Source organism: Stenotrophomonas sp. YJH_SMC_80 (genome assembly GCF_059372495.1).
Genome location: NZ_JCAFVP010000024.1, coordinates 21978 through 37161, shown reverse-complemented (window position 1 = coordinate 37161; position 15184 = coordinate 21978). Strand labels below are relative to the sequence as shown.

At 67.5% G+C, this 15184-nt stretch carries 12 protein-coding genes; 1 reads left to right on the top strand and 11 read right to left on the bottom strand.

Features of this window, described 5'->3' with window-relative positions; all coding sequences use genetic code 11:
* Positions 1-218: 218 nt before the first annotated feature.
* From AC5P99_RS20865 to AC5P99_RS20825, 9 genes are all read right to left on the bottom strand, one after another.
* Positions 219-1436 carry a D-alanyl-D-alanine carboxypeptidase family protein gene (locus AC5P99_RS20865; RefSeq protein ID WP_005411069.1) on the bottom strand — a complete coding sequence of 406 codons (1218 nt, stop codon included), beginning with the start codon at positions 1434-1436 and terminating at the stop codon, positions 219-221.
* Between the two features lie 100 nt (positions 1437-1536).
* On the bottom strand, positions 1537-2805 hold the full coding sequence (locus AC5P99_RS20860; protein WP_062605617.1) for a septal ring lytic transglycosylase RlpA family protein: 1269 nt from the start codon (positions 2803-2805) through the stop codon (positions 1537-1539).
* Positions 2802-3947 (bottom strand): lytic murein transglycosylase B, encoded by a 1146-nt coding sequence (gene mltB, locus AC5P99_RS20855; protein ID WP_495213518.1) that lies wholly within the window; start codon positions 3945-3947, stop codon positions 2802-2804. The genes AC5P99_RS20860 and mltB overlap by 4 nt, the downstream gene beginning before the upstream one ends.
* A 1066-nt stretch (positions 3948-5013) precedes the next feature.
* On the bottom strand, positions 5014-6108 hold the full coding sequence (gene rodA / locus AC5P99_RS20850; protein WP_088436809.1) for a rod shape-determining protein RodA: 1095 nt from the start codon (positions 6106-6108) through the stop codon (positions 5014-5016).
* A 136-nt stretch (positions 6109-6244) separates the two neighbouring features.
* Positions 6245-7357, bottom strand: coding sequence for a rod shape-determining protein RodA (gene rodA / locus AC5P99_RS20845; protein WP_005411073.1), 1113 nt, complete (start codon positions 7355-7357; stop codon positions 6245-6247).
* The gene (gene mrdA / locus AC5P99_RS20840) at positions 7354-9429 is read right to left on the bottom strand and encodes a penicillin-binding protein 2 (RefSeq protein WP_049450452.1); all 2076 of its coding nucleotides are present in this window, start codon (positions 9427-9429) and stop codon (positions 7354-7356) included. The genes rodA (AC5P99_RS20845) and mrdA overlap by 4 nt, the downstream gene beginning before the upstream one ends.
* Before the next feature lie 3 nt (positions 9430-9432).
* Positions 9433-9918, bottom strand: a complete 486-nt coding sequence (mreD, locus tag AC5P99_RS20835; RefSeq protein ID WP_005411075.1) for a rod shape-determining protein MreD — start codon at positions 9916-9918, stop codon at positions 9433-9435.
* Positions 9915-11012 carry a rod shape-determining protein MreC gene (mreC, locus tag AC5P99_RS20830; protein WP_049450451.1) on the bottom strand — a complete coding sequence of 366 codons (1098 nt, stop codon included), beginning with the start codon at positions 11010-11012 and terminating at the stop codon, positions 9915-9917. Before mreC ends, mreD begins: the two co-directional genes overlap by 4 nt.
* 121 nt (positions 11013-11133) lie before the next feature.
* Positions 11134-12180: a rod shape-determining protein gene (locus tag AC5P99_RS20825; protein WP_005411077.1), complete on the bottom strand. Its 1047-nt coding sequence runs from the start codon at positions 12178-12180 to the stop codon at positions 11134-11136.
* Between the two features lie 283 nt (positions 12181-12463).
* On the opposite strand from AC5P99_RS20825, the gene AC5P99_RS20820 reads away from it, so the two are divergent.
* A complete protein-coding gene (locus tag AC5P99_RS20820; RefSeq protein ID WP_005411078.1) occupies positions 12464-13402 on the top strand; it encodes a carbohydrate kinase family protein in 939 nt (312 codons plus the stop codon).
* A gap of 321 nt (positions 13403-13723) precedes the next feature.
* Here the strand turns inward: AC5P99_RS20820 and AC5P99_RS20815 are convergent, their stop codons facing one another.
* Positions 13724-14359 carry an HAD family hydrolase gene (locus AC5P99_RS20815; protein ID WP_012481295.1) on the bottom strand — a complete coding sequence of 212 codons (636 nt, stop codon included), beginning with the start codon at positions 14357-14359 and terminating at the stop codon, positions 13724-13726.
* The gene (locus AC5P99_RS20810) at positions 14347-15078 is read right to left on the bottom strand and encodes a hypothetical protein (RefSeq protein WP_495213517.1); all 732 of its coding nucleotides are present in this window, start codon (positions 15076-15078) and stop codon (positions 14347-14349) included. The genes AC5P99_RS20815 and AC5P99_RS20810 overlap by 13 nt, the downstream gene beginning before the upstream one ends.
* Positions 15079-15184 lie beyond the last annotated feature (106 nt).

The window sequence follows — 15184 nt, the reverse complement described above, 5'->3', positions numbered from 1 at the left end:
TTCATGGGGAGCCGGCCAGCGGCCGGCACTACCCACATCCGGATGGGTTCATGGGGAGCCGGCCAGCGGCCGGCACTACCCACATCCGGATGGGTTCATGGGGAGCCGGCCAGCGGCCGGCACTACCCACATCCGGCGGGAATCATGCGGAGCCGGCATCCCGAAACGGAAAAGGCCGGCATTCGCCGGCCTTTTCCTTCACCACGCCAGGGCGTGGATCATTCCGATTCCCACCACATCCAGAAGCTGTCCCACAGGCGCTTGAAGAAGCCGGCCTGCTCGACGGCGGCCACGGCCACCAGCGGTGCCTCGGCGATGACCTTGCCATCCAGGGTGACCTTCACGGTACCGATCTGCTGGCCGGCGGTGAACGGTGCTTCCAGGGTCTTGGGCACGTCGATGCTCGGCTTCAGGTCGTTGTAGCGGCCGCGCGGCACGCTGACCAGCATCGGCTGGGCCACGCCCAGCTGCACCTTGTCGGTGGTGCCCTTCCAGACCTTGTGCTCGGCCACGGCCTTGCCCGGCTCGTAGAGGCGGTGGGTCTCGAAGAAGCGGAAGCCCCAATTCAGCAGGGCCAGGCTGTCATCGGCACGCTGCTTCTCCGACGCACCGCCCAGCACCACCGCGATCAGGCGCTGGTCGCCACGCTGGGCCGAGCTCATCAGGCAGTAGCCCGCCTCGGAGGTGTGGCCGGTCTTGATGCCGTCCACGCTGCCATCGCGCCACAGCAGCAGGTTGCGGTTCGGCTGCTTGATGTTGCCGACCTGGAATTCCTTGATCTTGTTGTACGCGTAGGTTTCCGGGTAATCGCGGACCATCGCGCGGCCCAGCAGCGCCAGGTCGTAGGCGGTGCTGTGGTGGCCCTGCGCGGTCAGACCATGGGCGTTGACGAAGTGCGAGTCCTTCATGCCGATCTTGGCGGCGTAGCTGTTCATCAGCGAGGCAAAGGCCTCTTCGCTGCCAGCCACATGTTCGGCCAGGGCGATCGCGGCATCATTGCCGGACTGGATTGCCATGCCCTTTTCCATGTCTTCCAGGCGCGCGGTCTGGTTGACCGGGAAGCCGCTGTAGCTCCCATCGGTGCCAGCGCCGCCCTCGCGCCAGGCGCGCTCGCTCATCATCACCTGGTCATCCGCACGGACCTTGCCGTTCTTGACCTCGGCGGCGATCACGTAGGACGTCATCACCTTGGTGATGCTGGCCGGGGCCAGCTGCTCGTGGATGTTTTCACCAGCCAGCACCTGGCCGGTGGCGTAATCCATCAGCACCCAGGCCTTGGACACGCTTGGCGCCGGGGCCGGCGGAGTGGCGACGGTGGCCGGGGCGGCGGCGGCGGCGGGCGCCGGCGTGGCCGGAGTCGGCAGCGGCGTCTGGGCGGAAGCCAGGCCCACCACCAGGGTGGCGGCCAGGGCGGTGGCGGCGGAACGGAAATTCATTGGACAGCAGGCTCCAGGGGACGGCCGGGAATGGAGGGTGGAACGTAACGGCCATTGTAAGGCCGGGGGAGCATGGGCCGGCAGCACCGGCCCGGGCGGATCAGTCCTTGACGATCTGCGGCGAACCCAGGCCCAGACCGGCGATGCGACCGACAAGTTCCGCCGCACTGGCATGGTCGCTTGCCGGAACACGCAGGCGGAACAGGGTACGGCCACCGGCGGCGATGTCGCTGATGGTCGCGCCGACGATGCCGGCGGCACTGAGCTGGCCCATCGCGCGGTTGGCGTTGTCGCGGTTGGAGAAGCTGGCGACCTGCACCATCACCGCGCCGACCATCTGCTGCGACAGGCTCGGCGCCGCCGCGGCGGCACGCACCGGTGCCGGTGCCACCGCGCGCGGGGCCGTGCTGGCGACAACGGCCGGAGCCGGCGCGGAGGTGCGCACCACCGGCGCGCTTGGCGGCAGGCTGCTGACCGCCACGTCCGGCGCGGTGCTGGCCACGCCCCGGGTGGTGGCCGGCTGGCCGCGCGCCGGGGCGCCATCGGTCGGCAAGCGGTTGACCAGGCGATCGATATCACTGTCGGTGGAAGCACGTGGCGCCGGCACCGGGCGCGCGCTGGCCACTGCAGTGGCGGCAGCCGCTTCAGCCGCGCGACGCTCGCGACGCGACGGCTTCTGCGCCATCAGGTTGCTCTCGCCCGGTTGCAGCGCGCGCACCTCGACATTGCCGGTACCGCGTTGGGTGATGCCCAGGCGCACGGCGGCGGCATAGCTGAGATCGACCACGCGGCCGTCATGGAACGGACCACGATCGTTGACACGCACGATCACCGACTCGCCGTTGTCCAGGTTGGTCACGCGGGCGAAGCTGGGCAGCGGCAGCGTCTTGTGCGCGGCAGTGAACTGGTACATGTCGTAGACCTCGCGGTTGGAGGTCAGGCGGCCATGGAACTTGGCCCCGTAGTACGACGCGGTGCCGCGCTCGACGTAGTCATGGGTGTCGTCGAGCACCTTGTACGACTTGCCCAGCACCACGTACGGCGACTTGTTGCCGATGGCCGAACGTTCCTCGGCGGTCACTTCCGGCTCGGGGATGCAGGCCACGTTGGGAATGTAGTCGGGCGTGCTGTCACGCACGCCTGGTTTGTACAGGCCACCAGCGGTGTAATTGCCGCGGGTGCTGAGGTCTTCCTTGGCCGCTGCATACGGCGAACCTTCCGGGCAGTGCGCCGGTCGCGAACCACGGCCCTGCACCAGCGTGCCGCTGGACTTGCCACCATGGCCGGCCGTGGCCGGCTTCTTCGGCGCGCTGCTGCAGGCCGCCAGCGCGAAGACGATCAAGCTCGGGACCAACCATCTGATGTTCATGCCGGGGGCAGCTCCTGTCCGGCGATGGCCTGGGACAGCTGGAACACGGCCATCGCGTACATCTTCGAGAGGTTGTAGCGGGTGATCGCGTAGTAGTTCTGGAAGCCCAGCCAGTACTGCTTGCCGGTGCTGCCTTCCAGGGTGATCGGGGTGGCGGTGGCGCCCGGCTGCACCGGCGTGCCCGGCTGGTAGCCGCGCTGTGCGAGGTCGGCCAGCGACCAGGTGGGCATCCATTCGGTCGGGTTGAACTCCTCGCGACCCGGGGCCAGCGCGGCCGGTACCGCAACCTGGCCACCACGCACCCAGCCCCCCTTCTTCACGAAGTAGTTGGCGATGGAGGAGAACACGTCGTCGTAGCTGTTGAACAGGTCGCGACGACCATCACCGTTGCCGTCCACCGCGTAATCGAGGTAACTGGACGGCATGAACTGGCCCATGCCCATCGCACCGGCATAACTGCCCTTGAGCGTGGTGATGTCCAGATTCTCTTCTCGGCCCAGCTCGAACAGCTTGGCCAGCTCATCGCGGAAGAACAGCTCGCGGCGCACTTCGCGTTCGAGCTTGGCCGGGTCGCCGCTGCGTGGGTAGTAGAACGCCAGCGTGTACAGCGCATCGAGCACGCGATGGCTGCCGGCATTCTTTCCGTAACTGGTTTCCACGCCGATGATCGCCACGATCACTTCGGCCGGCACGCCGGTGCGCTGCTGCACGCGATCCAGCTCGGCACGGTGTTCGGCCAGGAACGCGCGACCGCCATCAATGCGTGCCTTGCTGATGAACATCGGCCGGTATTCGTTCCACGGCTTGACCCGCTCGGCCGGACGCGACATCGCGGCGATGATCGGCTGGCGCACCTGCGCCTGGTCGAGCACGCTGCTGATCTGCTCCGGCTTCAGGCCATAGCGCTTGGCGGTATCGGCAATGAAGCGGGCCCGCGCGACCTCGAATGGCACCGGGGTGAGATCCACCGGCGGCGCGGTAGCCGCAGTTGCTTCGGGTGCAGCCTCGGCCGGCCCATGGGCCTTGGTGGCGGGCTGGCGCGGCGTACTGCTGGCCTGGGGTGAAGACGGTGGGGACTTCGGCTGGGTCGCGCAGGCGACCAGGCCGAGGGTGAGCATGCAGGCCAGAGTGCGTCGAATCATCGTCGCAGGTTAGCAGGTCATGGATGAATTAAAACCCCTAACACCATGAATCACAACGATTTGCCCGTGTTCAGCGGGAAATGTGAAGGCGTCGTGATCGTGCTTCCCCATTCAGAGAGAGGTGGCCGGTTGCGTCCCCATCCCCGCAGACGCAACCGGCGACCGGATCCGGTCGATACCTGCGCGGCTGCCGCTCCCCAGTGGCAGTGCCCCGCGCTCCCTGTATCCGTTGGATCAGTACTGCTCCCGCCCGACGCCCCCTCGCGCTGCAACGATTGACGGCGCGCCGTGCCGAACGGGCCGCCATTGTGCAGGCCGATTACGACAAGTCCATTGATCAAGATCAACGCGGCGTAAAAGTGTGAACCAGCTAACGTTTTTTGCGGACTTTGGTCAGCGGGTGTGCTGTCGTGCAGCGTTGTGAGAACGCTTCCACAGCGAGCGTTGCGCAGAGTCAGGAAGTTTCCAGCCAACGGCGCAGCCCCTCGTGGGTGGTGTCTGGGGTGGTCGCGGAAAGCAGAAGCCGCGGGTGGGCCGGTCGGGTTGGGTACGCGGGGGACGCCGTGAATCCGTCCCTGGAGGCTTGGCAGCCGCATCCATGCGGCTGACACCCCCGCGTACCCAACCCGACCGCCCTCTGACAGATTTTGGCGGTCTGCCACCCACGGAGAAGAAAGAGAAAATCAAAAGCGGGTCGCGGCGCTGCGCTTGCTTGTGAGCCGAGCATGGCTATGCCGGTCGTCCTGACCGGCACCCTTCGGGCCGTCGCCGTGGGCGACGTTGGCAGCGGCTCCTGCCGCTGCCTTCGGCTCTACACAAGGCAATGAAGCGACCCGCCAGGCCGCCTTTGCTTTTGATCTTCTCTTTCTTCTCCGTGGGTAGACGCGCACGGAACCTGTCCGTGGCCGGGTAGATGGGCTGCGCAGGGGCGTGAGCCGCATGGATGCGGCGACCGAGCTTACATGGATGTACTTGCAGCGTCCCCTGCGCGGCCCATCTACCCGGCCCCACCCATGAACTGCATTGCGCGGTCACCCACGAGGGGCTGCGCCGTTGGCTGGAAACCCTATCCCCCGTGCACGGGCCGGTGCCCGCGCACCGCCATCACCAGCCCGATACCCGCCAGCAGCGACACCGCCGAGGTACCGCCATAACTGATCAACGGCATCGGAATGCCCACCACCGGCAGCAGGCCGGAAATCATCCCGCCGTTCACCAGTACGTACACGAAGAACGCCAGGCCCAGGCTGCCGGCGAGCAACCGTGCGTGCGTGTCGCGGGCGTGCACCGCGATCCACAGGCAGCGGCCGACCACGAACAGGTACAGCGCAAACACGGTGGCCACGCCGATCCAGCCGAACTCTTCGGCCAGCACCGAGAACGCGAAGTCGGTGGTGTACTCAGGCAGGAAGTCCAGCGTGGCCTGGGTGCCCTGCCCCCAGCCGCGCCCGTCCCAGCCACCGGAGCCGATCGCGATGCGCGACTGCAGGATGTTCCAACCGGTGCCAAGCGGATCCGCCGACGGATCAAGGAAGGTCAGCACGCGATCCTTCTGGTACTGCCGCAGCAGGCCGAACCAGGCCAGCGGCGCGGCAACGGCAAGGCCCGTCGCGCCAGTGGCCACCCAGCCCCAGTGCAATCCGGCCAGCAGCAGCGCGAACACGCCGCTGGCGGTAACCAGCGTGGCGGTGCCCAGGTTGGGCTGCATCAGGATCAGCACGGCGGGTACGCCGATCAGCACGGTGGCGGTCAGTACGGTGCGCGGCGACGGTGGCAGCGGTTGCCGATGCAGGTACCAGGCCATCATCAGCGGCAGGCTGAGCTTGAGCAGTTCGGACGGCTGCAGGTAGAACACGCCGAGATTGAGCCAGCGCTGCCCGTACTTGCCTGTACCGATCACATACACTGCCATCAACGGCAGCATCGACAGCGCATAGATTGCCGGCGTCCACGCGCGCAGCCGCAGCAGCGAAACGCGCGACAGCAGCCACATCGACGCCAGGCCACCGGCAAAACGCGCCGCCTGCCCAGCCACCGGACCGGACACGCTGTGCAGCACCGCCAGGCCCGCGCCCATCAGGATCAGCAACGCGATCAGCAATGGCAGATCGATCGTGCGCGCCACCTCACGGCAGCCACCAAGCAGTCGTTTCCATTCCACGCGGGCACGGTAGCAATGCGTGCTTGCGTGAAGCTGTCAGGGTGCGCGTGCGCTTGTAGAGTCAAGCCGTGCTCGACTCTACAGAACAGCGGATGCAATCGAGCAGATGGAAGCGCGACGAAGCGCGCGACCGGTGCTAGCCGTAGCCGCCGTGCACCGGGTTGTGACTGCGTACGGCCATCACCAGGCCGAAGCCGGCCAGCAGTGACACCGCCGAGGTACCGCCGTAGCTGATCAGCGGCATCGGCACGCCCACCACCGGCAGCAGGCCGGAAATCATCCCGCCGTTCACCAGTACATAGACGAAGAACGCCAGGCCGGTAGCGCCGGCCAACAGGCGCGAATAGGAATCGCGCGACTGGCTGGCGATCCACAGGCAACGCCCGATCACCACCAGGTACAGGGTCAGCACCAGGGCCACACCCATCCAGCCGAACTCCTCGCTCAGCACCGAGAACGCGAAGTCGGTGGTCTGTTCCGGAATGAAGTTCAGGTGCGACTGCGAGCCCTCGCCCCAGCCCTTGCCATCGAAGCCACCGGACCCGATCGCGATCTTCGACTGGATGATGTTCCAGCCGGCCCCCAGTGCATCCATCTCCGGGTCCAGGAACATCATGATGCGGTCCTTCTGGTACGGCCGCAGCAGCCAGAACCAGGCCACCGGCGCGACCGCAGCCACGCCGCCCACGCCCAGCCCGACCCACCACCACGGCAGGCCTGCCAGCAGCAGTACGAACACGCCACTGGCGGCGATCAGCACGCCGGTACCGAAGTCGGGCTGCAACATCACCAAGCCGGTCGGCACGCCGATGATGATCAAGGCCACCAGCACGGTGTTGAAGCGCGGCGGCAGCGGCATCTTGTGCAGGTACCAGGCCACCATCATCGGCAGGCTGACCTTCAGCAGCTCGGCCGGCTGCAGGTAGAAGAACTTCAGGTCCAGCCACTGCCGGCCGTACTTGCCGGTGCCGAGCACGAACACCGCCAGCAGCGGAATCATGGAGATCGCATAGATCATCGGCGTGGCCGAGCGGATGCGCAGGATCGGCACCCGCGAGATGCCCCACAGTGCAGCCATGCCCACCGCGAAACGCGCGCCCTGGGCCATCACCAGGCCGTCGCCACCGGCACTCTTCAAGGTGGCCAGGCCGATCACCATCAGCGCGCCCAGGGCCAGGCACAACACCCAGTCCAGCGTGCTGAAGAAGCGGCGCAGCATGTCGCCGGCCCAGCGCAGGAACACTTTCATCGTGCGGGCTCCGCAACCGTCGGGCGTGGCGTGGCCGGCAGTGCGGCAGCGGCCGGCGTGCCCGGCTGCGGCGCAGGGGCCGGTTCGGGGGTGGGGGCACCCACCTGCACCGGGTGTTCGCCCAGCTGCGCGGCCGCCAGATCACCGGCCTGGCGTGCGCCGGCGTCTTCGTTGTCGAACGCGGTGGCACCGATGGCGGTGGTACCACGCTCGCTGTCCAGCGGCTGCATGCCCTCGGGCATCTTGCCCAGCAGGTAGGCATCGAACACCTTGCGGGCGATCGGCGCAGCAGCCGAACCACCATAGCCACCGCCTTCCACCGCCACCGCGATCGCGATCACCGGGTTTTCGACCGGCGCGAAGCCGACGAACAGCGCGCGGTGGCGCAGGTGCATCGGCAGGCTCTTCGGGTTCACCGCTGCGGTGCCCTTGCGGCTGATGACCTGCGCGGTACCGGTCTTGCCGGCCATCACGTACGGCGCACCGACCGCCACGCGCCAGCCGCTGCCGCCCGGCCGCATGGTCGCCATCATGCCCTCGCGCACCGCCTGCACGTTGTTGGGGTTGGGGCTGACCGGCTTGCTCTCGCCGGGCGGCGTCGCGGTCCAGTCGCTGTCGAAGCCGTCGCGCTGCTGGATCACCAGGTGCGGGGTGCGCAGCTGCCCGTCGGCAAGCGCGCTGACGCCGCGCGCCAACTGCAGCGGGGTGACCTTCCAGTCGCCCTGGCCGATGCTGATGTTGACCGTATCGCCGGGGTACCAGGCTTCCTTGCGGGTCTTCCGCTTGTAGGCCGGCGACGGCAGGATGCCGCCGATTTCGCCGGTGAGGTCGATACCGGTCGGCTGGCCGAAGCCGTAGTACTCCATGTAATGGTCGAAGCGCTCGATGCCCAGGTCCAGCGCAAGCTTGTAGTAGTAGGTGTTGACCGACTCGGCGATGGACTTGCGCAGATCGGTCCAGCCATGGCCGCCACGATGCGCATCACCCCAGCCACGGCTGGTGCCGGGCAGGTAGAACATGCCGGTGGACAGCACCTTGTCTTCCGGGCGGCGCACGCCCGAGTCCAGGCCGGCCAGGCCGATCAGCGGCTTCAGCGTGGAACCGGGAGCAACGCCGCCGAGCACTAGGCGGTTGAACTGCGGCCGCGACGGGTTCTCGTTCAGCGCCTTGAAGTCGGCATGGGAAATGCCGTTGACGAACAGGTTGGGGTCGTAGGACGGCAGGCTGACCATCGCCAGCACCTCGCCGGTACGCGGGTCCATCGCCACTGCCGAGCCTTCCTGGTCGCCGAAGGCGGCCACCATGGCACGCTGCAGGTCCGCGTCGATCGACAGCCGCAGGTCGGCGCCGGACTGCGCGGCCACCCGGCCGATGGTGCGGATGGCACGGCCCTGCACGTTGGTTTCGACCTGCTCGTAGCCGACCTTGCCGCGCAACTGCTGCTCGTAATAGCGCTCCAGGCCGGACTTGCCGATGTGGGTCAGCGCGGCATTGCCTTCGCCGAGGATCTCCAGATCCTTGTCGTCGACGCGGCCGACATAGCCGATGATGTGCGCAAACAGGTCACCGTACGGATAACGCCGGGTCAGGTAGGGCTCAAGCTCGACGCCAGGGAAGCGCCAACGGTCGACGGCGAAGCGCGCCATCTCCTCGTCGCTCATGCGCAGCTTCAGCGTGACCGGCAGGAACTTGCGGCGCGCCTTGCGCGACTTGTTGAACGCTTCCAGCTCTTCCGGGCTGATGCTGATGATCTTCGCCAGCCCTTCCAGGGTGGCGTCCATGTCCTTGACCTTGTCCGGGGTCACGTCCAGGCGGAACGCTGGCACGTTCTCGGCCAGCAGGCGACCGTTGCGGTCGTAGATCATGCCGCGCCCGGGCACCACCGGCCGCGGCTTGATGCGGTTGGCTTCCGAGCGCGTGGCGTAGACGTCGTGATCCAGCACCTGCAGCTTGAAGTACCAGCCGCCCAGGCCCAGCAGGCAGACCAGCACGCCCAGGAAACCCAGCGCCGCACGGCGGCGGAACTGTTCGGCTTCGGCGTGCGGGTTCTTGACCTGGCGGCGCGGGATCATGGCTCAGCGCCCGCGCTTGCCGAAGCGCACCGCGTCCAGCAGCACGAACACCAGCGGCCACAGGCCCATGCCCAACAGCGGGGCCCACCAGTACGACCACGGCAGGGTCGGCTCGCCCACCAGGATGTGGACCAGCGCGCTGACGATGCGGTCGTTGAACAACAGGCCACCGATGGCCAGCATCTGCTGCGACATCGGGAAGAAGCGGATGCGGGCGCGGAAACGCTGCAGGATGAAGGCCAGCATCACCAGCCGCAGCGCCTGTTCGCCGAGCACGCCGCCGTACAGCAGGTCGGCGACCACGCCGCTGGCGAAAGCAATGCCCAGGCCGACGCGCTCGGGCGTCTCGATCACCCAGTACGCCAGCACCAGCGCCAGCCAGTACGGGCGCAGCGGCTGCAGCAGCGCCGGCAACGGCAGCAGGCCCAGCAGCAGGGCTACGACCAGGCTGGCCGGCAATACCCACGGGTTGTCGCGCAGGCGGCTCATCGCTGGGCCTCCGGCGTGGTCGGTTGCCGGCCAGCGGCCGGCACTACCGGGGCAGCAGGATCAAGCGAGGATGCGGGGGCAACAGTCCTCGCTTGCGACGAGGGCTGTTGCCGGCCAGCGGCCGGCACTACCGGGGAGCTGACCGGAGCTGGCGTCGTTGTCGCTGGCGCGGCTCCCGCAGGCACGGTGGCGCCGGTGGCCGGGCCACCCGGAGTGGTTTCTTCCAGCTGCAGGCGCAGTTCCGGCGGAATGCGGATCGCCGCACCGGGGCGCAACAGCAGCACATCACGGCCACGATCCAGCTGGGCGGCTGGCTTCAGTTCGCCGACCAGGAAGGCATGGGTGTCGTCCGGGCGCAGGCCGGTGATGGTGCCGACCGGGAAGCCGGCCGGGAAGCGGCCACCGAGGCCGGAGGTGACGATCTCATCGCCCACTTCCACACCCGCGCTGAGCGGGATGTCGCGCAGCTCCAGCGTGTCGCCGCGACCGTAGACGATCAGGCGTACGCCGTTGCGGGCCACGGTGACCGGCACCGCGTGGTCGGGGTCGGTCAGCAGCAGCACGGTGGAGGTACCGCCGGTGACGCTGATCACCTGCCCCATCAGGCCACCGGCATCGATCACCGCCTGCCCGACATGCACGCCTTCGCGGCTGCCGGCGTCGAGCACCAGGCGCTGCTTCACCGGGTCCAGGTCGATATCCAGGATCGGCGCCAGCTGCACGTCCAGGCCACTGCGCTCGGCCACGTTCAGCAGTTCGCGCAGCTGGGCGTTGTCCAGCGCTGCGGTCTGCAGTCGGGTCAGGCGCGCGTTGGCCAGCAGCAGCTGGTTGCGCAGTTCACGGTTCTCGGTGACCAGCTGGGTGTGGCTGGCCGCGGAATCCTTGACCTGGTTGCCGAGCTTGCCGGGCAGACCCGCCAGTGCCCACACAGGCTGCACCAGGCTGTTGGCCTGCTCGCGCAGGCGCGCCAGCCAGCCCGCCTGATCGTCAAGGACGATCAGTGTGATGGCCAATGCAAGATAGGCCAGCAACCGCAGGGGGCTGGCGGCATCACCGGATCGGGAGGCAACGGGAGGACCGGCGTAGGGCGGCACGGCAACGATTCAACTGGCAGAAGGCGGAAGGGAAACACGCGGACGCCCCGCCGGTGCCGGCCCGCCATCGCGGCGGGCCGCACCCCGGAAGGGCGCGGCGGGCAGGAACGGCCGGGACGGCTTATTCCGGCGCAAAGAACTCGTTGCCGTGCATATCCACCAGTTCCAGCGCACGACCGCCACCGCGGGCCACGCAGGTCAGCGGATCGTCGGCCACCTGCACGTGCAGGCCGGTTTCCTCGGAGATCAGGCGGTCCAGGTCACGCAGCAGGGCGCCGCCGCCGGTCAGCACGATGCCGCGCTCGGCAACGTCGGCACACAGTTCCGGCGGGGTCTGCTCCAGCGCCAGCTTGACCGCACTGACGATGCCCGACAGCGGTTCGTGCAGGGCTTCAAGCACCTCGTTGGAGCTGATCTTGATCATCTTCGGCACGCCCTCGGCGAGGTTGCGGCCGGAGATCTCCAGCTCCTGCACCTCGGCCTGCGGGTAGGCACAACCCAGCTCGACCTTGATGCGCTCGGCGGTGGCTTCACCGATCAGCATGCCGTGGTTGCGGCGCACGTAGTTGGTGATGGATTCGTCGAAGCGGTCGCCGCCGATGCGGACCGAGGCCGAATAGACGATGCCGTTGAGCGAGATCACGGCCACTTCGGTGGTGCCGCCGCCGATGTCGATGACCATCGAGCCACGGGCTTCGGTGACCGGCATGCCGGCGCCGATCGCGGCAGCCATCGGCTCTTCGATCAGGTACACGTCACGGGCACCGGCTTCCTCGGCCGATTCCTTGATCGCGCGGCGCTCGACCTGGGTCGAACCGGCCGGCACGCAGACCAGCACGCGCGGGCTCGGGCGCAGCACGCGCGACTTGTGCACCTTCTTGATGAAGTGCTTGAGCATCGCCTCGGTGTAGGTGAAGTCGGCGATGACGCCGTCCTTCATCGGGCGGATGGTGGTGATGTGGCCCGGGGTACGGCCGAGCATCTGCTTGGCCTCGGCGCCAACGGCTGCCACCGAGCGGGTGCCACCGATGGCACGGTCCTGGCGCACGGCCACGACCGACGGCTCGTTCAGCACGATCCCCTGCCCGCGCACGTAGATGAGGGTGTTGGCCGTGCCCAGGTCGATGGACAGGTCGTTGGAGAACATGCCACGGAGTTTCTTGAACATCTGAGGAAGGAGTCCTGAGGGGTGTCGTGCCCGCCGCGGGATGGCGAAAAAATGGGCAGAAATCGAGGCCGACAAGCCTAGCAACCCGCCTGCCGCCGAGCAAGGAAAAAACTAGCTGAACCCGCGTCTTCACAGGCTTTCGGCCTGATCGGGCATCACCCGGTTCTGGCCCTGAGCGGCACCAGCGGGTAACCTTTGCGCCGTCGGGCGCCCAAGGGCGCCGTTTGCTTGCCCGCTGAACCGGGCCGGCCCACCCCAAAATTCACCGCATAGGCTTACATCGATGTCCGCTCTGATCTGTGGTTCTCTTGCCTTCGACACCATCATGGTGTTCCCGGACCAGTTCAAGAATCACATCCTGCCGGACAAGGTGCACATCCTGAACGTGTCCTTCCTCGTGCCGCGCATGCGCCGCGAGTTCGGCGGCTGCGCCGGCAACATCGCCTACAACCTGCACCTGCTGGGCGGCCAGCCGATCCCGATGGGCACCGTGGGTTCGGACTTCGGCCCGTACCGCGAATACTTCGAAGGCCTGGGCATCGACCTGTCGCGCGTGCGCGTGATCGACGAGCTGTTCACCCCCCAGGCGTTCATCACCACCGACCACGACAACAACCAGATCACCGCCTTCCACCCGGGCGCGATGATGCGCTCCTACGAGAACCATGTGCGCGGCGTGCCGGGCGTGACCCTGGGCCTGGTCGGCCCGGACGGCCGCGAAGGCATGATCCAGAACGCGCAGGAATTCCACGAGGACGGCATTCCGTTCATCTTCGACCCGGGCCAGGCCATGCCGCTGTTCAACGGCCCCGAGCTGCGCGCCTTCATCGATCAGGCCGACTACGTGGTGGTCAACGACTACGAGTCGAACCTGCTGCAGGAGCGCACCGGCTGGGACGAGAAGGAGATCGTCAGCCGGGTCAAGGCCTACATCACCACCCGTGGCCCGAAGGGTGCGGTCATCCACACCCCGGAAAAGAGCTACGACATCCCGCCGGCGCACGAGCGCCGCGTGGTCGATCCGACCGGCTGTGGCGACGCCTTCCGCGCCGGCCTGATCTACGGCATCCAGAAGGGCTACGACTGGCTGACCATCGGCCGCATGGGCAACCTGATGGGCGCGCTGAAGGTCGAGCACCCGGGCACGCAGAACCAGCGCTTCACCTTCGATGAGTTCAACGAGCAGTTCAAGCAGCAGTTCGGTTACGCGCTGGGCGCGTAAACGAACTGCCCGCGCATCCCACCTTGTCCCCGCGCCTTCGGCGCGCCCCCTTGAACAACAAGGGGGCTTTCCACCCGATGCGCTGCTGGGAATGCTGTTGGTAGGTGTCGACCTTGGTCGACACTGCCGGCCAGCGGCCGGCACTACCCCTTCTGCTGCCAGGCCGCCAACCTGGCTACGGGTGTTCTGGTAGGTGTCGACCTTGGTCGACACTGCCGGCCAGCGGCCGGCACTACCCCTTCTGCTGCCAGGCCGCCAGCCTGGCCACGGGTGTTCTGGTAGGTGTCGACCTTGGTCGACACTGCCGGCCAGCGGCCGGCACTACCCCTTTTGCTGCCAGGCCGCCAGCAAGGCGCGGCAATCGGCGAAATGCCAGTCGGCCCGGCCCGGCCATGGGTTCTCCGGCAGATTGACCAGCACGGTGTGAGCGCCCGCGGCGCGCCCGCACTCCAGGTCGTAGGCGTGGTCACCGACCATCACCGCGTGCGCAGCCCCGATGCCCCAGCGACGAAGATGCTGCTGCAGGCCATCCGGCGAGGGCTTGGGCACCGCTTCATCGCGGCCGATGATGTCGGCGTCGTCGAACAACGCCCCGACCCCGATCGCCTCCAGCGTCAGCTTCGCCAGCGCATGGTCGTTGCGGGTCAGGATGCCCAGCCGGCAACCTGCCGCCGACAGCGCGCGCAGCAGCTTCACCGCCCCCGGCGCTGGCAGCGCGTCCTCGGCCAGGGCGCGCTCGTGATCCAGCAGCCACGCGCGCTTGGCCTGCGCCGGTGCGTCGGGCAATGCCGCGATATGGTCGAGGATGTCTTCCTCCGCGGCGATCTCCAGCGCGCGGCGGATCGCGGCGAAATCATGCACGGCCACCGTCAGCGTGCCGTCCATGTCGAACACCCAGTGCCGGATCGCGGACAACGCGTGCACTGCGCTGCCCGTCGCAACCTTCACTGCCACCACTGCGGCATGCGGCTGGCGTCGACACCGCCGGTTTCGAACACGGCCGTTCGCGTGCCACCGGCCTTGACCGGAAACTCGATGCTGATCGACTTGCCCTTGCGCGCCAGCTTCCACAGTGCCTTCTGATCGGTGATGAACAGGGCGATGGCTTCATCGGTCTTCGGGCGCCAGGCCGCCATTGGTACCGGCTTGCCGTCATCCACGGTCACTTTCACCGTGCATTGCGGGCAACGGAAATCACCGGCCTGCAGCACCAGGTAGGCATGCCGCTTCCACTCCGGATGATCGCGGAACACCAGCTGCACCGGTTTGGCGCCGCTGCCATCCACGTCCACCCGTTCCTCGCTGTAGATCTGCGCCGAGACCTGGTTGCCCTTGCTGCCCACCGGAATCTGGTTGTACTGCCATAGCCCCTGCATGCGGCGCAGGTCGCGCGCGGCGTCGCCCTTGGCCTTGACCTCGTCGAAGCCTGCGGCGATGCGCTCGGCGGCGGCGGTGTCCTTGTACTGGTCCAGCAGCGAGGCACCATGCAGGCGCGCGCGTTCCCAGTCCTGCGCGGCCACGGCCATGTCGTACTGCTTGGCCACGTCTTCGGCCTTGGCCTCCTTCTGCGCCTGCGCGGCGGCCGCAGCGGCTTCCTGCGCCTTGCGTTCCTCTTCCGGGTTGCTGCAGGCGGCCAGGGCCAGGGTGCAGGCGGTGAGCAGGATCAGTCGTTTCATGGCGGAGGTCCTATGCGAGTGCATCCCGATTCTATCGGCAGCGAAAAGCGGATACACCAACGGCGGGTTTCCCCGCCGTTGGTGGTGAAGCAGTGACCGGTTGCCA

Excerpts from the sequence above, each read along its gene's own strand:
- AC5P99_RS20810 (WP_495213517.1), bottom strand. The coding sequence starts at position 15,078 with ATGAAACGACTGATCCTGCTCACCGCCTGCACCCTGGCCCTGGCCGCC.
- AC5P99_RS20860 (WP_062605617.1), bottom strand. The coding sequence starts at position 2,805 with ATGAACATCAGATGGTTGGTCCCGAGCTTGATCGTCTTCGCGCTGGCG.
- AC5P99_RS20820 (WP_005411078.1), top strand. The coding sequence starts at position 12,464 with ATGTCCGCTCTGATCTGTGGTTCTCTTGCCTTCGACACCATCATGGTG.
- mltB (WP_495213518.1), bottom strand. The coding sequence starts at position 3,947 with ATGATTCGACGCACTCTGGCCTGCATGCTCACCCTCGGCCTGGTCGCC.
- AC5P99_RS20865 (WP_005411069.1), bottom strand. The coding sequence starts at position 1,436 with ATGAATTTCCGTTCCGCCGCCACCGCCCTGGCCGCCACCCTGGTGGTG.
- rodA (WP_005411073.1), bottom strand. The coding sequence starts at position 7,357 with ATGAAAGTGTTCCTGCGCTGGGCCGGCGACATGCTGCGCCGCTTCTTC.
- mrdA (WP_049450452.1), bottom strand. The coding sequence starts at position 9,429 with ATGATCCCGCGCCGCCAGGTCAAGAACCCGCACGCCGAAGCCGAACAG.
- AC5P99_RS20825 (WP_005411077.1), bottom strand. The coding sequence starts at position 12,180 with ATGTTCAAGAAACTCCGTGGCATGTTCTCCAACGACCTGTCCATCGAC.
- mreD (WP_005411075.1), bottom strand. The coding sequence starts at position 9,918 with ATGAGCCGCCTGCGCGACAACCCGTGGGTATTGCCGGCCAGCCTGGTC.